At 56.5% G+C, this 18,992-nt stretch carries 18 protein-coding genes; 14 read left to right on the top strand and 4 right to left on the bottom strand.

Going from position 1 to position 18,992, the window contains the following annotated elements; genetic code table 11:
* Window positions 1–12 precede the first annotated feature (12 nt).
* From AB1500_11895 to AB1500_11920, 6 genes are read left to right on the top strand one after another with little or no spacing between them, the layout of a single operon-like run.
* Entirely contained in the window at window positions 13–4,356 is a 4,344-nt protein-coding gene (locus AB1500_11895; GenBank protein MEW6183851.1) for a hypothetical protein, read from the top strand.
* 13 nt (window positions 4,357–4,369) lie between these two features.
* Entirely contained in the window at window positions 4,370–6,055 is a 1,686-nt protein-coding gene (locus tag AB1500_11900; GenBank protein ID MEW6183852.1) for a hypothetical protein, read from the top strand.
* 4 nt (window positions 6,056–6,059) lie between these two features.
* Window positions 6,060–9,734, top strand: a complete 3,675-nt coding sequence (locus tag AB1500_11905; protein ID MEW6183853.1) for a hypothetical protein — start codon at window positions 6,060–6,062, stop codon at window positions 9,732–9,734.
* Complete coding sequence (locus tag AB1500_11910; GenBank protein ID MEW6183854.1) at window positions 9,731–9,928, top strand: hypothetical protein; 198 nt, start codon at window positions 9,731–9,733, stop codon at window positions 9,926–9,928. Before AB1500_11905 ends, AB1500_11910 begins: the two co-directional genes overlap by 4 nt.
* A gap of 12 nt (window positions 9,929–9,940) precedes the next feature.
* Window positions 9,941–10,543, top strand: a complete 603-nt coding sequence (locus AB1500_11915) for an N-acetylmuramoyl-L-alanine amidase (GenBank protein MEW6183855.1) — start codon at window positions 9,941–9,943, stop codon at window positions 10,541–10,543.
* Window positions 10,540–10,797, top strand: a complete 258-nt coding sequence (locus AB1500_11920) for a hypothetical protein (GenBank protein ID MEW6183856.1) — start codon at window positions 10,540–10,542, stop codon at window positions 10,795–10,797. Before AB1500_11915 ends, AB1500_11920 begins: the two co-directional genes overlap by 4 nt.
* 49 nt (window positions 10,798–10,846) lie before the next feature.
* Here the strand turns inward: AB1500_11920 and AB1500_11925 are convergent, their stop codons facing one another.
* The 4 genes from AB1500_11925 to AB1500_11940 are packed head-to-tail and all read right to left on the bottom strand — an operon-like array spanning window position 10,847 to window position 13,579.
* Window positions 10,847–12,481 (bottom strand): recombinase family protein, encoded by a 1,635-nt coding sequence (locus tag AB1500_11925; protein ID MEW6183857.1) that lies wholly within the window; start codon window positions 12,479–12,481, stop codon window positions 10,847–10,849.
* The gene (locus AB1500_11930; protein ID MEW6183858.1) at window positions 12,478–12,744 is read right to left on the bottom strand and encodes a hypothetical protein; all 267 of its coding nucleotides are present in this window, start codon (window positions 12,742–12,744) and stop codon (window positions 12,478–12,480) included. Before AB1500_11930 ends, AB1500_11925 begins: the two co-directional genes overlap by 4 nt.
* Window positions 12,741–13,238, bottom strand: coding sequence for an ImmA/IrrE family metallo-endopeptidase (locus AB1500_11935; protein ID MEW6183859.1), 498 nt, complete (start codon window positions 13,236–13,238; stop codon window positions 12,741–12,743). The genes AB1500_11930 and AB1500_11935 overlap by 4 nt, the downstream gene beginning before the upstream one ends.
* Window positions 13,235–13,579 carry a helix-turn-helix transcriptional regulator gene (locus AB1500_11940; protein MEW6183860.1) on the bottom strand — a complete coding sequence of 115 codons (345 nt, stop codon included), beginning with the start codon at window positions 13,577–13,579 and terminating at the stop codon, window positions 13,235–13,237. Before AB1500_11940 ends, AB1500_11935 begins: the two co-directional genes overlap by 4 nt.
* A gap of 178 nt (window positions 13,580–13,757) precedes the next feature.
* Here AB1500_11940 and AB1500_11945 point away from each other — a divergent pair, with 178 nt between their 5' ends.
* The 8 genes from AB1500_11945 to AB1500_11980 form a co-directional block, all read left to right on the top strand.
* Complete coding sequence (locus tag AB1500_11945; GenBank protein MEW6183861.1) at window positions 13,758–14,012, top strand: helix-turn-helix domain-containing protein; 255 nt, start codon at window positions 13,758–13,760, stop codon at window positions 14,010–14,012.
* A 50-nt stretch (window positions 14,013–14,062) separates the two neighbouring features.
* Complete coding sequence (locus AB1500_11950; protein ID MEW6183862.1) at window positions 14,063–14,281, top strand: hypothetical protein; 219 nt, start codon at window positions 14,063–14,065, stop codon at window positions 14,279–14,281.
* Between the two features lie 61 nt (window positions 14,282–14,342).
* The gene (locus AB1500_11955) at window positions 14,343–15,449 is read left to right on the top strand and encodes a hypothetical protein (GenBank protein MEW6183863.1); all 1,107 of its coding nucleotides are present in this window, start codon (window positions 14,343–14,345) and stop codon (window positions 15,447–15,449) included.
* Window positions 15,450–15,459: 10 nt separating this feature from the next.
* Window positions 15,460–15,663 carry a hypothetical protein gene (locus AB1500_11960; GenBank protein ID MEW6183864.1) on the top strand — a complete coding sequence of 68 codons (204 nt, stop codon included), beginning with the start codon at window positions 15,460–15,462 and terminating at the stop codon, window positions 15,661–15,663.
* Entirely contained in the window at window positions 15,663–15,848 is a 186-nt protein-coding gene (locus AB1500_11965; GenBank protein ID MEW6183865.1) for a hypothetical protein, read from the top strand. Before AB1500_11960 ends, AB1500_11965 begins: the two co-directional genes overlap by 1 nt.
* Window positions 15,849–15,850: 2 nt before the next feature.
* Window positions 15,851–16,963, top strand: a complete 1,113-nt coding sequence (locus AB1500_11970) for a PD-(D/E)XK nuclease family protein (GenBank protein ID MEW6183866.1) — start codon at window positions 15,851–15,853, stop codon at window positions 16,961–16,963.
* A complete protein-coding gene (locus tag AB1500_11975) occupies window positions 16,953–17,258 on the top strand; it encodes a hypothetical protein (protein MEW6183867.1) in 306 nt (101 codons plus the stop codon). Before AB1500_11970 ends, AB1500_11975 begins: the two co-directional genes overlap by 11 nt.
* On the top strand, window positions 17,255–18,992 hold a 1,738-nt coding region (locus tag AB1500_11980; protein ID MEW6183868.1), incomplete at its 3' end, for an AAA family ATPase. The genes AB1500_11975 and AB1500_11980, both read left to right, overlap by 4 nt.

Raw genomic sequence — 18,992 nt, forward strand, 5'->3', positions numbered from 1 at the left:
AGTTGACGTACTTTGGCGGTCTTTAAGGTTGGTAGCTTCCTGAAATCTACCGGTACGGCTCCGGTTTCACAGACGGTTGCGCACGGTCTGGGGCAGACGCCGAAGGCACTCATTCTCTGGACGAACGGTAAGACGGATGAGCTGTTTTCTGGCAGTTTTATGTTCGGTCAGGGGTTTAGCGACGGAGTTAATAGCCGGTCTGTTGCCGTTGCGTCGCTGGACAACGATCGCTACGGAAATTATGGCGGTGCTATTTCTTCCACAGCCGTTCTTACGATTGTTAATCCGGGGGATGTTGTTGTTGCCCGGTGTAGCCTTGCGTCCTGGGATGCTACTAATTTCGTGCTGAACTGGACTACCAATGACGCTGTTGCCTATGTAATTCACTTCATCGCTATCGGCGGGACGGATGTTTCGGCTAAGGTTATCACACACAATACGCCGACAGTTACAGGAAACATAAGTGTTACTGGTGTTGGGTTCCAGCCGGACGTAATTTTGACGCTACCAGCTACGACGGGTGCAGACAAGTTGTCGTTTGGATTGGGCGCGGCAAGTAGCAGTACGGCGCAGTGGGCAACTCGTGTTTATGCCATATCTGGCGCTTTAAATACGAGGTCCAAGCGTGCTCAGTTGACGAATGCTTGTGTTTTTGAAGGTACTGATCTTTTTACACGCCTTCAGGCTTCATTGGTTTCTTTTGACGCCGATGGGTTTACTTTAAACTATACAGCGGTAGCCACAGTATCGCTTTCTGTATGGTGTTTATGTTTAAAAGGCGTGTTCGCTAAAGCTGGTGTGTTCAACAAATCTACCGGCACAGCACCGGCAAGTCAGGCGATTACCGGTGTCGGCTTTAAAACACGCGCCGTTCTTCTGGCCAGTTTCCAGAACATTACCGCTGCCGGTATCGTAGCTAACGCCAGATTCGGTATCGGCGCGTCAGACGGCACGACGGAAGGCTGTTCGGCTTTCCAAGACACGGACGTTTTGGCCACTTCGAGTGCGGACGGTATAGACAAAACGAGCAAGGTCTTTGTCAAGGTTAACAACAATACTCCGTCTATTGACGCTGAAGCCGATTTGACGAGTTTGGACGCCGACGGTTTCACCCTGAGTTGGACGACCAACGATGCGGTTGCGACCGAGATGCTTTACCTTGCTTTCGGCGGGTATGTGGACGGCTGGGGCACGGCGGCAGGTGTTGGTTCGGCCTCCGGCGGCGCGGTGAAAACTTCCGTTGGTTCTGGCTCTGCGGCCGGGGTTGGTTCGGCCTCCGGCGGTGCGGTGAAAACTTCTGTTGGTTCTGGCTCTGCGGCCGGGGTTGGTTCGGCCTCCGGCGCAGGGTACAGAAGGACCGGCTACGCGGTGCAGATAGAGAAGGCTACACAGAACATAGTCAAAGACGCCTCTTTTGATTCAGCCACGGCGATTAACGACGCTGCTTCCCCGTGGAAGTACAACGCGACGCCGGGTGTAGGTGAATCAATCGCAAAAGACGCAACAGTTAAGCGTTCCGGTGGCAGTTCTGTGAAGATTATTGCAGCGGGGACCGAGGGTATTGGCGTAAACCAACAACTTACCGGCTGGACGGCGGGCGATTATGTCAGTATTTCGGGGTACATCAATGTTTCAGCGTATACTGCCGGTACAATACACCTTGACCTGCTCGCCAAGGATGCCGGAGGCGTTGTTGTTCTCGACACCTCCGGGATACAGTTGACGGCTACTACGCAAGGCTTCGTCCGCTTTGAAGAGATAAGTGTTCAGATTCCAAGCACGGCTGCGACGCTCTGGGTGCGGGCGTTTGCTACAGACACGCCGAATTGTACATTCTACGTTGACGATGTACAGGATGAGAAGGATTACGGTGTTACGTCATTTATCGGCGCGGCTGACGATACCACGCAAGCCCAGAGAGCCGCAGAAAGTTTAAACTACCTACTCGACAACGTGCTGCCGAATAAATGGGGCGGTTACGTCATCTGGCGGCCAGATCGTGCGCACAATTATCCCACCAACAGCTATGTTACGTTGGCACAGGTCACAACTACCGCCGGTGCCGAAAGATACAAAATCGCGTGGCGCAGTGCTTGGACGCCGCCGGGCGGCGCACCTGTCTATAAGGGTGATACATTCCGGTTTGTCAAAAACGACGGGACCACCTCATACACTCTGTACTCCTCGCTGAAGAGCTTTAACGCCGGGGACACGGTTTTTGTTGCTTGGTTAGACGATCAGGCGGCGGGGGTGATGAAACTCTGGGTGAGTATCAACGGCGGCAATGCCGAAGAATTTACGCTTGCCAATTCTGTTGCAATAACTGATGCGAAGAAGGTTTGGGTGGGGTGCGAATCATCGGCAGGGTACGAGTGTAACGGAGCAATTGACGTTATACACCTTTACGATGCAGTTGTGGCTGCGGCTGAAAGCGTGACACTTAATCTGTCGTTTTTCAATAGCATCTGCACAAACGCGGTGAGTCCGGGCTGGGAGGTATATTCGATACTTTTTAATACGTTCGCAGCATTTTCCATTGCCTTGCCTTCATCGCGCAAAGGCGCATGGATCATGCCTGCGGTGGACGTGGGTATGACGCCTGACGGTGCTTCGATTGCGATTACGTCCAATATCCCGGTGGGCAATAGCATCACGGGCGAGTATAGTTCAAGTAATGACGGGGTCAACTACGGGGCTTGGACGGTAATACCAGCAGGCGGCGGGCTACCGCTTGCTCGATATATTAAATTTAAATTCAAACTCAGCGGCACGGATTTGGTTAATCTGTACGTGGACAAGTACACCTACACATACAGCATCGAGTTCAGCGCGCCTATTTCGATTTACACCGGGTTGCCGACCGGGACGCGGGTGAGGTTCGTAACCTACCAGAATAAAGTTTACGTCGCTTTCGGCGGGCGCCCGCTGGTCTACGACGGCACTACCATCCGCCAGGCGGGGGTTGATCCGCCGGCCACGGCGCCCGCGCTGGCCGTAGGCGCGGCAGGGGGACTGACGGGCACTTACTACGGTAAGGTAACGTTTGTGAATACGGACGGCGTAGAGTCCAACCCTTCGGTGGCCTCTGGCGCTGTGACTGTCTCGGCGCAGCAGATTAACTGGACGATCCCAACCGGCCCGGCCGGGACGGCGAAGCGTAAGCTTTACCGCACGAAAGCTGGGGGTAGTGTTTACTACTACATTACCGAAATCGCGGACAATACCACAACGGCTTACGCTGACAATACCGCCGACGGCAGTCTGACCGACGCGATGAAAGACTACTACAACGTACCGCCAAATGCGGACATCGTTTTCGAGTTTATGAATTACATGTTTTACGTCAGCAATGCAAGCAAGAACCAGCTCTGGTACTCTTTAGTCGGAGACCCGGAGCACGTCCCGAACATCTCCGGGAAGCGGTTTTACAAGCAGTTTTCCGGCAATATCACGGGGATAGCGGCGTTCAACAACGCACTGGTGATCATGGGCGAGGACTTTGTGGCGCCGATAACGACAGGTAGCGGGTTTATCTTCGACAGCGATCCGACGCTGGACACCACGATTATCAAGTATATCGACAAAGGCGGGGCGCTGGCGCACGAGGCGATAGCACTCTGCACCGACCCGGAACTGCGGCAGATAATGGTTTTCCCGACGCGGACAGGCGTAAGGTTTTTGCTGCCCGGCCTGCAAGAGCAGAGCCTTGAGGCGGTACCGCTGAGTCGCAACGTGCAGCCGTATTTCGACAGTACAGTCCTTCGCAGCCAGATGGCGGCGGTCTTCTATAATAGCCGGTTTATGATAGCTTTTTCGTACATGGAATCGGGACTGACGCCGCCAAGTGCGAACAATATCATTTTTCTTTACGACCATCGGAGCAAACAGTGGATAGGGCCGTGGACGATCCCGGCGGCCTGCTTCGCTGTAGCAAACAACAAACTTTATTGCGGCAGCCCGACGGAAGGCAAGGTGTACCGGATGCTGACCGGGACGAATGACGACGGGGCAAATATCAAGATGATCCTTGACCTGCCGTATCTGATGCCGGCGGGTGATCAGGGCAAATGCCGGTTTCAGCGGTTCCGGCTGCGGGTGTCAAATGACAGCGTTACTACGAGTTTGCAGGTCAAGCCGAAGGTGGACGACCGGGAGGCAACGGTCAACATCGGGACGATAGCGGCCGGGTTTAGCGGTGAAAGGCGGCCCGGCGATAATACCAAGCCTTCGCGGAAATTCCCGATACCGTTGCCGCCGGGGATAACGTTGGGATACCGTGTTGTTGATGACAGTACGAACCCGGTAAGTTTGCGGTCTATCACGACGGAGTTTGAGGACTTAGGGGTAAAAGCTTAGGGAGGTGGGTTAAATGGCGGTAAACACACAGGGTCTTTCCGGGTACGCTCTGGCCTATGCAAATGCCTTAAACGCCGGCGCGTCGGACCAGGCGGCGCACCAGGCGGCGCAGGCTGCGCAAGGCGGGAGCGGTTTGAGCCAGAATTTTTTGCAAAGTTTTAACGCGATATCTCCCGGTGCCTATTCCGGCGGAGGGGGGGGGTATAGCGCTCCGGCGGCCCCGCGTCCGGTGACGTACCAGGATATCATTAAAAACGCCTTCGGCGGGGACCCGGCGAAGTACGCGGCGGCAATCTTGGAGAAACAGCGCACGGGGCAGAGCCTTACCAACGCGGCGCAGGCGGCGGCCTTCCAGAAAGCCAACCCGCAGTATTTCCCGGCGGCCGGCACTGTGGGTATCCGCGAGTGGGCTGAGAAGCAGGGGTACGGGAATCTTCTCGGCTGGGACGAAGCGACAAAGACGCCGTATTTTAAGACCGAGTACGGCAACATCTCTATGCCTTTCACGGGCATCTATGGCGGCAAGGCATACACAAGGCCGGAGTACCTTAACTACCTCGGTACGATCCTGGGGATGGGCAAGCAGCAGACGCCGGAACAAATGATGAACTTCGAGATGCCGCCGCAGCCGGAGATGCCGCAGTTTGACCTTCAGTACCCGGATATACAGGGTATGTCTTACGAGGAGGCCATGCGCCGGGCGGCTGGTGAGATCGACCCGCAGACGGCGCTTTCCCGGATGTCCATTATGCAGGCGATAGCGAAACGGCGCGAACGTCTGCCGCTGGAACTGAACATGAAGGGCCAGCTCTTCGGAGGCCTCCGGGAAGGCGGAGAGATGGGGCTGACCCAGGAGCAAGCGCAGAGCATCGAACAGTTGAACCTCGAAGCGGCGGCGAAGAAGGCACAGTTGGCTGAAGCTATACGAGCAAATGACCAAGCACGAGCGCAGCAAATCGCCAGCGACCTCTACCAAGTGCAGCGGGACCGGGCAAACCTGGCTATGCAGCAGTGGCAGCAGCAGATGACGGCCTGGCAAAACGAACGCAACAGAATTTCCGACCTTAGTAAAGCAGCGATCGAAGCCGAGAACGAACGGCGGAAAAGTGCGGCGGATGCGGCAAAAAACCTGATGGATCTGGCGTTTAACTGGGAAAAGATGCTTCTGCCGTGGACGATGGGCGCGACGCCTGCGGAGATGCTGCCTTACGAGTACGCGACGGCGAACGCGCGCCTGCCCTACGAGGCGGGCATGACGCCGTACCAGGAGGCGTCCATCCGGGCGCGCCTGGCGGGCGGGCGCGGTGGCAGCCGGGGCGGGTTGACCGCCTGGCAGCAGTACCAGATCGGCAAGGACCTGGCGGAGGACAAAGCGGGGCTTATCGCTGACCTCGAAAGCGGCAAGTTGACTCATTCGAGTGCGTTCCACCAAATAGAGAACGATCTCTGGGCGGGGCTTTACACTGAAAGCGAAGCCCGCGCACTAAAAGACGTTGTAAACGAAGTCTGGAATGCAATGCATCCGGCTGGTTCTCCGGGATCGGGCGGGGGGCTTAGCGACTGGTTGCAGGCATTATTCGGACAAACCGGGGGCGGGTCCGTAAGCGGTTCGGTGTTTGGCCCGGGCGGCAACCTAAGCAGTTCGGTGTTTGGCCCGGGCGGCAACCTAAGCAGTATACCCTTACCTTTTGAGAGGTAAAATCATGGGGATACATTACAACAGCAGCGCGGGGACGGACAATCGCATACCGAACCTGCAAAAACGGCTGAGTTTCGTCGGGGCTGATGTGCCTGCGCCAAAGAAACAGTCGCCGGGGTTGCTGACACGTGTCCTTGACGTGCTGGCCGCGCCCGGCGAGGCCGTGGCAGGGACGGTAAAAGGCATCGGCCCGGTCCAGGGTGTCAAACAAAAGACGCATTTCTCCAGCATCCTCCGGGATATCGGGTGGGGCGGCGGTCCGGCCGCGACTATCGGTTTCACGCTGGATGCGCTCCTTGACCCTCTGAACCTGGTATCTTTCGGTATCGCCGGTCCGGCGGTAAAGGGCGCGGCCAAGTTCGGGAAATTGGGCGTCGAAGCCGGCGAAAAGGCGCGGCTGGTCGAGCGGGCGGTACAGGCCGGGAAGTCTCTCGGCAAGCAGTCTAAACTTTCCGATGTGCTAAGGACTATCTCCCGCGAAGGGCCGGTCCCGATAATCAGCGAAGCGACCCATCCGGTCCTAAAAGACCTCGGCCTTGCCGAAGGGACGAATATTAAGCAGGTTTCCGCTAAAGCAATGATGAACCGTGCCCGGGCGTCGCGTGAAGCGGCGAGAAAACCGCCGGACCTGGGCGGACTGAAGATCGCCGGGCAGACGGTGATTCCCGGCGCTACTCTGACCGCGCCGTTCAAGGCACTGGCCGGCACCGGTCCGGCGCAGGCGCTGGCGAAGAGTGCGCCCGGCGAAGCCGTCGCCGGGCTGGGTGAGGCGCTGGGACGGCTGTTCTCGACCAAGAAGGCAGCCGAGGCGGCAACGAAGAAGATGGCGGCGGCTGTTACTGCTCACGCCAACGAGTTGGCCGCACTCCGGAAGGGTGCGGTTGAGTCCGACTTGCCCGAGGAAGTGGTCAGCAAAATCGCGGCGGATTATGCCGCTATGCTTGGCTCCGGCGCGGTGAAAAGTGCGGAGGACTTGGAGCGCGTGACCAGGTCCATGCGGCAGAAGTTGGCCGCGGCGCAGAAGAAAGCCAAGGTTGGGAAGGTCCTGGTACCGGAGACAAAAGCAATCGACGTAAATAACCCGGTGCGGATGGCGCGGGAGATTTTGGCCGAACACGCCCGCCGGCGCGGGATCGCTCAGCAAGAGACCGGCAGGTACCTGCAAGGTATCGAAACTGTGGTTGGGGGGATCGGGCCGGAGGACCGCCGCAAGGTCCTTAATATCCTGGAGGATGTTGAGCAGTTCCGTCACACAACGGGACTTTCGCCGGAAGGCGCGCAAAGGCTACAGGGGCTTACCGCCCAGGCGCGGCAGATGGAGGAAAGCCTGGCGCGCGATTTGGCACGGTACCAAAGGGACACCCTGTTCGCCACGCCTAACCTGGTCGACAATATCCGCCAGCGCGGTGGAATCCGGATTCAGAAGGGGCAGGCGTTCGCTACCGAGTTTCTGGAAAGCGTGCCGCAAAATGTGCGTCGGCTGGTTAGCAGCAAAAAGGGTTTGCCCCTCGACGAAATGGCAGACGAGTTGGGCATGAGTGCCAACGATCTCATTCAGGCGTTGGCCGGCGGTGGGTCTGATGTGGCGTCTAAGGGGGCCCGGAAGGCGCTGAACGTCAACGAGCATATTCACGAGGCGCGCCGGTACTTGGAAAGCAACGTGCCGGAATACCAGGTTTTACAACGGCAGCTAGAGGAATTGAATACCCGGGCGTTAGAGCAGTACGTCAAAGGCGACGAGCACCTGCTGCCGGTGGTTGAAACCCTGCGCAAGCTGATGCGCACGATCGGGACCACCGAGCGCAAACTCGGACTGCTGCCGAAGACCATCGAACAGTACGCGCCGCATATCAGAAATCCCGAAGTCCGGCTGACCGAGGAGGACCTGGGCAAGCTTGCTGAGTACTTCGGTTTTTCGAAACAGAGGATTGCCGGATTGGCGAGCCGGGACCCGCAGGAGCGATTAAAGGCGACAGCAGTTTTGTTTAACCCGCACGCCAACGAGCGGGAAATCAAGGCGACGGTCAAAGAGATAAACGACGTTCTCGGTAAGGAATTCTTCACTGAGGACGCGGCCCTTGCCGTCGGCGTTCGCGGCGTTCGGTCGATCCAGGCGCGGCAGGCTTATTTGTTCGCAGAGGGGGCGCTTTCTAAGTGGGGCGTTCCGGTGACGCCGGACATGCTGGGCCGGGTGCCGGTACCGGAAGGATTCGGGGCTTACCGTGTGGCGCACGATCCGGCTACAGGCAAGGTTATTTTACGTGAAATAAATTCTAACGACATATTGGAGGTCCAGAACGCACAGATCACACGTGAACAGTTAAAAGCTAAACTGGGGCAGGACGCGCCCATGCCGGAGTTTGACGTCCCTTTCATGGCGGTGTTCCCCCGGGATATGGCAAGCAGTCTTAACCGCATGTCGCAGACGTTTTTCGGTGACGAAGACATGCGCGCCTTACTCCGCGCTTACGACGGCGCGCTGTCGGTCTGGCGTGGCTTAGCCACGGTTGTGCGGCCGGGATACCATATCCGGAACGCCACGGGTAACTTCTGGAACAACTGGCTTGCGGACATCAAGGACCCCCGGTGGTATGCGCTGGCCGCACAGGTGCAGCGGGACCCGAACGCAATCATAGACACAAAGATCGGGCAGTTGGACCGGGAAACGCTCTGGCGCATAATGGAGGAGCGCGGGGTGGTCGGTGCCACGTTCGCTGGGGCGGAGCTCGGTCACCGCGGTTATGCGGCGATCAGGGAAGCAATCGGGCAAGGCAGTGTGTCGCTGAAGCCGTGGAAGGCGGAGTTTGCGCCGGCGCGTTTGGGCCGAGCGGTTGGAATCAGTATTGAAGACAACGCAAAGATTGCACACTTTTTGGCTAAGTTGAACGAAACCGGGGATCCGGATGCGGCTGCCGTATCGGTGAAGAAGTTCTTGTTCGATTACTTTGACCTTACCGACTTCGAGAAAAACGTGATGAAGCGGATCATCCCCTTTTACACGTGGCAGCGCAAAAACATCCCCCTGCAGCTCGAGTATTTAATAAAGCGTCCGGGCAAGGCTGCAAAGGCGGAAGACATTCAGGCGGCGTTTGCGGCCGCCACGGGCGAGGATCAGCCGACGTGGGAGCAGCAACCGCCCTGGTTTCAAGAGATGTTGCCGCTCCGGATCGGTAAGCAGGGGCAGGCAGAAACGTACTTTAACCCGTCACTGCCGCCGCAGGACATAAACCTCCTGAACCTGTCACAGGGTTCGGTACGCGGTAATCTAAGCGGCACTCTGCAAAACGTCATGAGCATGATGACGCCGGCGGCAAAGATTCCGGTGGAACTGGCCACAAACCGGCAGCTATTTGCCTACCCGCAGCAGGTCTTTTACGACCAGGTCCCGGCGGACACCAGGCAGGACGTTGGGGAACTTGGGCGCTACCTGGCCGGGCAGGTCCCGCCGTTGCGGGGTATTATCAACCTGCTTTCGCCGCAGGGAGGCCGGCCGCGGGAGGGGCGGGACTGGTGGCGCCTGGCCGGGTTATCGCCGATGGCGGTTGACCGCGAAAAGGTAGCCGCGCAGCGTGAGCGGGAGTATTACGAGCAATTGCAGGCGATCCGTCGGCGGTTGGAAGCCCAAGGTGTCGAGGTCCCGGGCATCCGCGAAATTAAGAAGAGGGGGCGGCTGTATTGAGTCTCGAAGCGGTTGAGGTTAAGGTCGATGGACTTCGGAAGGATTACGACAAACACGCGGGGGAAAACAGGGAAGATTTCGAACGCGTATGGCAAGCGATCGACAGGTTAACAAACCGTCCCCCGGTGTGGTGCACAGTCGTAATTGGAGTGTTATGCGGTTTGTCTGGGTTACTTGCCGGGTTGAAGTTTTAGAAAGGAGGAGCTATGCGAGAATTTAAATGGAGTCCCGAACAGTACGCGAAGCTGCAGCCGCTAAAATTAGTTGACTATATCGTTGTTCACCATACGGCCAACGCAGACGTGCCCGTCGAAATGGTCGACCAGTGGCACAAAAACCGCGGGTGGGCCGGGGTGGGGTATCATTATGTTGTACGGCGGAACGGCGATATCGAACGCGGCCGGCCGGAGCATATGCAGGGGGCGCACGTGATAGGACACAACGATCACAGCCTGGGCGTAGCGCTGGGCGGCGACTTTACAAAGTACGTCCCACCGGAAGCGCAGTTAAGCGCGGCGGTTAAACTGGTGCGTGACCTGCTCATGCGTTACCCCAAGGCAAAGCTGGCGCGCCACAGGGACTTGCAGTCCACAAGTTGTCCGGGCGATGCCTTCCCCTGGGATAAGTTTACCGAGGCTGTATCCAGAAAGGAAGACGACAAGGTGCGGTTAATAATCAAAGGGAAGCCCATTGACGTCGATGTTCGGCTCATCAACGGGCGGGTATACGCGCCGGTACGGGACCTATTCGCCGCCCTGACGTATCAGGTTTCTTGGGATGAGAAGGGAAGGACGGTGCGTGTAGAATGAACCCGGATCTCGTTGTTGACGGCATCTCAGCGGTCGGTGTTATCTATGGCACACTGGAGGCGTGCAAGCGCGCCCGGTGGCTGCCCACGCGGTACGCGCCCATTTCGGCGATCGCGGTCGGGGTTGCGTTGTCGATCGGATACGCAGTCTGCCCTGCAGCGACGGCGACAATCGCGCGCGGGGCGGCGCTGGGTGTGGCGGCCAGCCTGGGGTATGCAGGAATGAAAAAGAATCTTAAGCAGCCGGTTGATTGACACCTCCCAGCGGTAACCTTAGAATAAGAACAAAAAGGCGGCATTTCTCTTAGCCGCCCTCGATGGTGTCCACTATGGCACGTAATTTATCAATCTCCGAGGAGGTTATTAAATTACGTGCCGTGTCATTGTTTATAGACTCTGCATGGTCTAGCAGGCCGGTGCCTGCAGGATTAAAGTAGTAATCAATGTTAAAATCGTATTTCTTGCCGGGCGGTCCTGGGTATATGGTAATCCCCTTCACTAACATCATGACAATTTTACGTTTTGCTTCCCATGATAAGGCTTTTTCTGTTTTTAGTCTCAGTAGTTTCAATAGTCGCGTCAGTTCCTTTACGCGTGCCGAAATGTTCTCTTGATTCTTAATCTTGGCATGCACGTCCCGGAGTTTCCCGGTCAACTCCTCCCTTTCCTTGGTCATTCGGGACATTTGTTCTTCTACGTCGTTTATGGCGATAAAACCCCGCCGATACAGGTCTAAAACCTGCTGCCGTTCTTTATCTTTTGACTTTAGGGCATGCTCGATTATTTCTTTTTCTTTGCAGAGTTCCTTCCCGTCCGGGACGTTTTTGATCATGCCTTCCAGCGCCGGGCCGGGGTTATTTAAAAAAGATAAAACTCCGTTCCATACGTCGTTTTCCAGTTTATCCGCGTTTACATTGGGATTTCCGCAGTTTTTGGTGTTGATGTATCGCTTGCTGCCGCAAAGATAGTGCCGTTCCATGTACTCCCTGCCGCCGGATAGATAGCGTTTTACCGAGCGGCCGGAGTACTTTCTCCCACAGTTTCCGCATATAACCAGGCCGGTTAAAAGATATCGATGGGTGGGCTTGTACCAGTTATTGCGGCTATGCTCCGCCACGACATCGCGCGTGCGGTACCACAGATCTATTTCGATCAGTGGAGGAGCCTTGCACTCAATCCGCTGGTCTTTGTATTTAAGCACTTTTTCTCCTATATAAAGCGGATTGGTTGTGATACGGTAGATAGGCGGCGGCGTCCAGCCGCTTTTTGCTTTGTTTTTGCGTCTCTGAATGATGCTGGCAGCCGGTATCCCCAAAGAATTTAAGTAATTCACAACCTGGACGGTTGTGTACCCTTGGTTCCCGACAAGATGAAAGATCATTCTCACAACCCCGGCCGGCGTCAGGCCGGTATCGTTGATCGGGGTTTCGTCCGGGGTTAATGTGCCGTCGTCATTCTTCTTGTAGCCGAACGGGGCCGGTCCCGGCCACACTCCGTTTGCCACAGCACGGAAGATACCGGCTTGGGTACGTTCTTTGATCGTCTCGCGTTCGAGGTCCGCGACGCCGGCCAGGATTGTTAAAAGAAACCGTCCGGTGGGGTCCTGGGTGTCAAACGGTTCTGTCATTGACCTGACGCGGACGCCGTGCTGCTCGATGACATGTACAGCGTTTAGGATCACCCGTGCGGATCGTCCCAGCCGGTCAAGGCGGTGCAGCAGGACCTCGCTGACCTGGCCCCGCCTGACGGCGTCCATCAGATCTTGCCCGCCCGTACGATCTTCCAGGGGGATTACGCCCGAGATGCTTTCATCGGTGAAAAAGACCAGGGTTCCGAGTTGGTGAAGTTCAGCATACTTTTGGGCAAAGTCAATTTGGTTTTGGATCGTCTCGTTACGGGTCTGCTCTTCGGTGGAAACCCGGCAGTAGACAGCAATCACTTTCCTTCCTTCTCTTTCCGCCTGCCGGCGATCGCGAACGCGGCCGCGGTGATCCCAGCGATAGCCAGTCCGCGCAATGCTGTGGCGCCTACGTCGACGCGGCTTGTTTCGATTATAGGCCGCGGCCGGTATGCTATTCCCGAATGGTTTGGATCATACGCGGGATTTTTTATGGTATCTGTATACCTTACCGGGAATGCTGCGATTGCGAGAAAAAAGCAAGCACTTCCTGCAAATAAAACAACCTTCTGTATGGTGTTCAAATCCATCCCTCCCACAAGTCAGGGTTTAATAGGTGTCGAAACTTCCTGATTTTTACCCCACCGGTTCGCAGTTTATGTCTAAAAATCCGGAGCTTGTCTATTGCAAAACTCGGCGTCACTCCAAAGAAATCTGCTAACTCAAGGATATTTGTCGCCTGGCGCAATGTTGCGGCAACTTCGGCATCCGGCATCATGTGATTAGTGGCCCAAATGATCGCCCGGTACTCATCTCGGTTTACAGCGATAGTACCAGTGTAATCTCGAGCCACCAGAATATTTGCGCCGCTGGTGGTGAAGTGGTGCCCTACCTCGTGCGCCAAAGTGCAGTCATGCTCTACCTGTCCCATTTGATCGTCGAGTAAGATGATGGGTAGCCCGTGGTCGCGCAGGTAGACGCCTTTTAGCCGCTCGGGAGTGCGACGCAGCGGCAGGTAAACCACTTCAATGCCTTCCCGTTCAATGGTCTTCCATAAAGACGCAATTTTAGGGGTCATTTGCTCCTTCTCTTCCGATGGGCGCGCGCTGTCTTTCGACCAACCTCTATCATTGCCTGGGCCTCCGGTGACAACGGCATTCGTTCGATCCGGCCGTCTGCGTGGGTAAGGACGATCTCTGCACGCACCGGCGATTGAATAACCACTTTCTCGTCAGAAAAATAATCGAGACTTACGCCGGCCAGGCGAGCGATTTTAGTCAGCACCTTCAGCGGTGGCTTGCAGGTACCGCTTAGATATTGTGTAACTGTTGGCCGGCTTCTGTCTATCAGTCGGGCAAGATCGTCATGCGTCCAGCCCTTTTCTTCTACAATTAGCCGGAGCTTTTCGTGCAACTCCAAAAAATCCACCTCCGTTCCTTCTGGTTTGTTATCCCTACCTATTAAATATATCAACCTTTGTTAGTGTTGCCAACAAGTTTCCTCCGACAAAATTTTTTAAAAAATTTTTTTTAAAACAGTTGACGGGGTTAGCAGCACCAACTATAATATTGGTAGAATCAACGCGGAGGTGGTAACAATGAAGCATACACTGAAAGAACTGCACGAAAAAGCGAAGCGAACCCATGCTGATATTGCAAAAGAAGTCGGTATTTCTCGCCCGTTCTACACACAGATACTGGCTGGGAAGGAACGTCCATCATTGCCTGTCGCACGGCGTATAGCGCAAGTGTTTAGAGTGTCGCTTGACGAGATTATTTTTGGCGTCGAAGTTGATAATATCAATCAGGGAGGTGAAAAAAAACAAACATACTGCATTGGACGAAAGCGATAACGCACATTGAAGTCGGCGGTAATTCCGTCAAGGAACTGGAGGAAGTGACCATGGGACAGGTGAGGTTTTTCCCGGATGAAGACAGGATGCGCAGGGCGATACTGTTCGTTCTTAGTCAGCCTCTTGACGAAGACCCGAAATTCTTTGATCCCGAAACTCTACCCGAGGGATATCTCGGGGAAAGGGAGGATGAAGGCGATGTTCCGGAGGCTAATGGAATCCTATCGCGTCTGGAGATACAAGAGGCAATGGCTAAAACGCTGGGCTGATTACTTCCAGTCCGGCGGCGTAATCCGGTAAGGACCAGCTTAAAGAAAGGAGCTGAGTAATATGGCGATTAAAGGTGTGTCTGATATCAAAAGGCTCCCGCGGCTGGGGAAGATCCGGCTGGGCGAGAAAGACGTTTCGAAGCGGACGGGGCAGGAGTATCCGAAGGCAGTTGACTACTTCGTTTGCCCGCCCGAGGTCCAGAAGGTCTACGGGGAGAAGCCCCGGGCACTGGATATCATGTTCCCAGTCGAAGACGAGGAAATCTTTTTCCCGCAGTGGTACAAGCGTTACGGTAGCTCGACCGGCCTGCTCTGCAAGGGCGATGGGGAGCGGGCGACGGCGATTGACCCGGAAACCGGGGGGATTCAGGAGACCGAGTGCTGCCCTGATGAGTGCGAATGGTTCTTAAAAAAACACTGTCGACGCCTGGCGAACATCCGGTTTTTGCTGCCGCGGGTTCCGGGACTTGGCGTCTGGCAGATCAACACAACGAGCTTTCACAGCATTGTCAACCTCAACAGCGTCATAACGATGATCCGGGGGGTAACAGGAGGCCGCATCCGCATGATCCCCTTAAAGCTCACTCTCAAGTCACAAGAAGTTACTCCCGGCGGTAAAAAAAAGATTGTTTACGTACTGGACCTCGTGGCGCCGTTCACACTAGATAAGCTGATCAACTTCGCACAAAAGGCCCTCCCCGAATTTACGGTCGACAAGCCCGACGACAACGACCGCCCGGAGGATCTCTATCCTGACGCGGTCCTGAACAAAGAAGACCCGGAGCCGTTCACCCTGGACGCGCAGACCGCAGAGCCGCCGGTGCAGAAGACGATACCGCAGGCCTCCGCCGGCAACGGCAAGACCAAGAAGGAGCAAAAAGCGGAGCAGGCTACAGCAGACCGGGCGGCCGCCACGCAGACTGACGCTCATAAGCAGTTTATAGCTGAGACGGATGCGCTGCTGGAGAAGGAGCTGCACGCGACTTGGGACAAGCTCGGGACACCGCACGCAAAGCGGAAGGCGCAGCTTGCGAAGCCTAACCTGGACAAAGAAAAGCTGCTTGAGGCTTTGCGGGCTGAGATCCAGCGGCGAGAAGAAGCCGAAGTGCCGGCAGCACAGGCCCCTCCTCTGACCGTAGCGCAGCCGGCGCAGCAGAGTTTCTTTTAGGAGGTGCGATATGACGATTATCGATGAACGAACGCAGATCGTGTCCCGGAAAACCTTAAAGTCACAAGCGCCGCGGCAGCGGTTGGGTTTCGAGGAAACGGGCCCCGGTCAACTGGACATAAAAGCGGATATCAACAGCAAGGAGTTTGTTCTGATGTGCGCGGAAGGTATGGTGTCTTTCATTAAAAACCTGAAAGAAGCGGGGATAATCTGATGAAAAACGTTGAGATGAAGGTGGACGGCGATAAGTTGCACATCATCGTTGACCTGTCGAGGGAGTTCGGTCCTTCGTCATCCGGGAAGACGACCATCGTCGCCAGCACGGAAGGAAGCGCTGCGGTGCCGGGCAGCGAGGAGATCAAGATCGGGCTAAACGTGTTTAAGAAAAGGGGGAATTAAGAATGCGTGACTACTCTTACAGCAGGTTGAACCTGTTCGAGTCGTGTCCTGCAGCATTTCATATGAAATACGTCCAGAAGCTTCCCGAAGCGGCCAGCGACGCGCTGGCCTTCGGGGGCCTGATGCACAAGATCATTGCGGCTTACAATCAGCACTGCCTTGACTGCGGGTGCGAAACGGACATCACCGAGATGCCGGCGATCGTGCAGCGGTGTTTTTACGAAAACTCCTGCGGGCTTACCTCGGACAGGTTTTCCGAGGTCCTTGCTCTGGCGCAGCAGTTCGCCGACAACCGCACGGTGGACCCGCGGACGCTGGTCGGGATCGAGGAGTGGGTACAAGCCTGGCTCCAAAAAAAGCACCTTTTCCGCGGGATCATCGACCGGCTGGACATTCGGGGTGAAGAGGCGATCATCACGGACTATAAGACCGACTACCAGCTCCGGACCCAGGCCGATGTCGAAAGCGACTTTCAACTTGCCGTCTACGCCTGGCTGATAACGAAAGAATATCCGCAGGTCAATCAATTCACCGTCCGGTTAGATTTCATCCGTCATAACGTCGTCAGGGAGGCCAAGCTCGACGCCGCCCGCGTGGCGCAGGTCGAGGGGCAGATCTTGGGGCTGATTTCCCAGGTCGAGGCGGCGATCGCGAAGGGTAAGTTCCCGGCCAAGCCGGGGCACTTCTGCGGCTGGTGCGCTTACTCCAGCCAGTGCCCGGCCGCTGACAACATACCCGCCGACGTGCGCCCGATCGCGACAGCAGACGACGCCAAGGCCGTGGCCGAAGAATTGGCGGTCCTCGAACGGAAGATCTCTGTCAGGAAGGAGGCGCTGAAAGCATACTGCAACGTGAACGGGGCAGTCGAGGCGAACGGGCTGCAGTACGGTTTTTTTCTCGTAAATTCTGCGGCCATCGAAAACGTCAAAGAATTTGCGCGGCTTTTGACCAGTCACAACATCGACCCGGCGCCGTATCTCAGCGCCAACATGACGAAATCGAAAAAGCTACTCAGCAACCCGGCGCTGTGCGATGAGCTGAAGGCGCTGTTGAAGGACAAGAGCTACACATCCTTCAAGAGCAAAAAGGCCGGGGGTGAAGACAATGCCGCATAAGCTGCCTGACGACCTGAAGGAAATGGCGGTCAACGCCGCCGAGGCAGCCGGGATTCCGAGAGGGCATGCGGAGGCCAACCCGGTCAGTTCGTTCATGCGGGCCACGCTCGGGAAGTCGATGCCAGTACGGAACGATTGCGGGTATCCGGGGCGGTTCGAGCTGGAAGACATCGAGCGCATGGGGACAAAAGACGAAGGCAAGGGCATGTGTGACCATCCCCATGAGTGCCCCAAATGGTACGGCGTAACAAGTGACCTAATGCCCGAATGCCCCATTAGGGAGGGATTGGTATGAAAATTAACGAGCTGATCCTGAACGGTTTTCGTAACCATACCGCTACAGCGATTGACCTTAACCACGTCAACGTATTCGTGGGTAAAAACAATTCCGGCAAGTCATCGATTAAGGCGGCGATCGAGTACGCCTTGACGGGGCGCTGTGAGTTTACCGACGCCGCCGGCCGCGGCGCCGAGGAACTTATTCAGCGCGGCGCCAAAGAGGCGCTTATAAAGCTTACCGTAGATGGCCTGGGTTACGTTACCCGGGCCATCCCCAACGCTTTGGATGTGGCCGACTGGAAGGGCGGCCTGACCGTGCAGCAGGACGCGCTGTATGAATACCTAGCCGCCGGCGCGGATGTGATTGCCGCGGCGCTGAACACCGGGCGGTTTATCGACATGCGGCCCGACGAACAGAAAAACCTACTGTTTAATCTGCTCGGGCTGCGGTTCGACAAAGTGCGCGTCTTCGAGTCTTTTGAAAATTTTCTCGGGAGACAAGGGCGAGTGATCCCCAAGGGTCTGCGGGAATACTTCGCCCTGGAGGTCAACCAGGACCTGGTGGACGGCGGCCCGGAGGTCCTCGACGACATTTACAAGCGCGTCTACAAGGAGCGCACCGCGGCGAAGAAAACCTTGAAAGAGTTGGAAGCCTTGGCCGGCGCCGGCGAGAAGGCAAGCACTCTTCCCGACGGTGCGTGGGAGGCCCGGGAGCAGATCCGTGCGGACCTGGCAAAGCTAAGGGCCCGCAAGGAGGAGCTCCTTCAGCAGAACGGGCGGGTTATTGCTGGGCGGCAAAATATTGAGGGATTGAAAGCGCGGTACTATACGGCATTTCAGCGGTACGAAGCGAAGCACAAGGAATATGCGGAAGGCGACTTCGACCAGGCCGAGCTGGATCGGCTGGAAAGCGAGCTTCCTGCACTGCAAAAGAAGGCCGACCTTGCGGCGCAGGAACTAAAGATACAGCAGAATATCCACGCGGGTATTGAAGCGAACTTAAACGCCTGGACAGCAGCCAGGAACCTACTTAACGCGCGGTCTTCTGCGCCCTGTCCGCTGGCGCCGAAGCTGACCTGCACCGCGGACAAAACAAAGATGATCGAGCAGTTGCAAATCGACATCGACGCGGCAACACAAAAGCATGGCGAGGCGCTGGACAAGTTGGCGGCGTTAGAAAAGGACTATCAGTCAGCCGCGGACGCGCACACAGAAGCGAGTCGGAAACTGGGTACTCTGACTCGAGCGAAGGAAGACCGGGAAAGGGTCGCAAGAGAGCTTGACGAGCTGCGACAGAACAAAGAGGCGGCGAAGACGGAGCTTGACCAGGCCGAGGCCTCTGTCACCGGTTCCGCTGAAGTGCAGCAGGAGCTTGACGAGCTTTCGCAGCGCATTCCCCGCGGTGACGAGCTGGTACAGCAAATCGCGGCAGAAGAACGCGCCCGCGCCGATCGGGAGAGGTTGACCGAAACACTGACCAGGAAGCGGGATGAGGTGGCCTGGCTGGAAGTGCTCGTTGAAGCCTTCGGGCCAAAGGGCATCAAGGCGGACCTGTTGGCCGGCGTGATGGGCCGGGTGCAGGAGCACGCAAACGAGCGCTTGGGGATGCTCACCGGCGGCCACTACCAGATCAAGTTCGACGTTTCGAAGGACTTCGATATCAAAGTCACCACCGGCGACGTGACCACCAGCCTGGACAACCTGAGCACGTCCGAGCGGATGCGCGTGGGGATCATCCTGCAGGACGTGC

The organism is Bacillota bacterium (assembly GCA_040755295.1).
Lineage (GTDB): Bacteria > Bacillota > Desulfotomaculia > Desulfotomaculales > Ammonificaceae > SURF-55.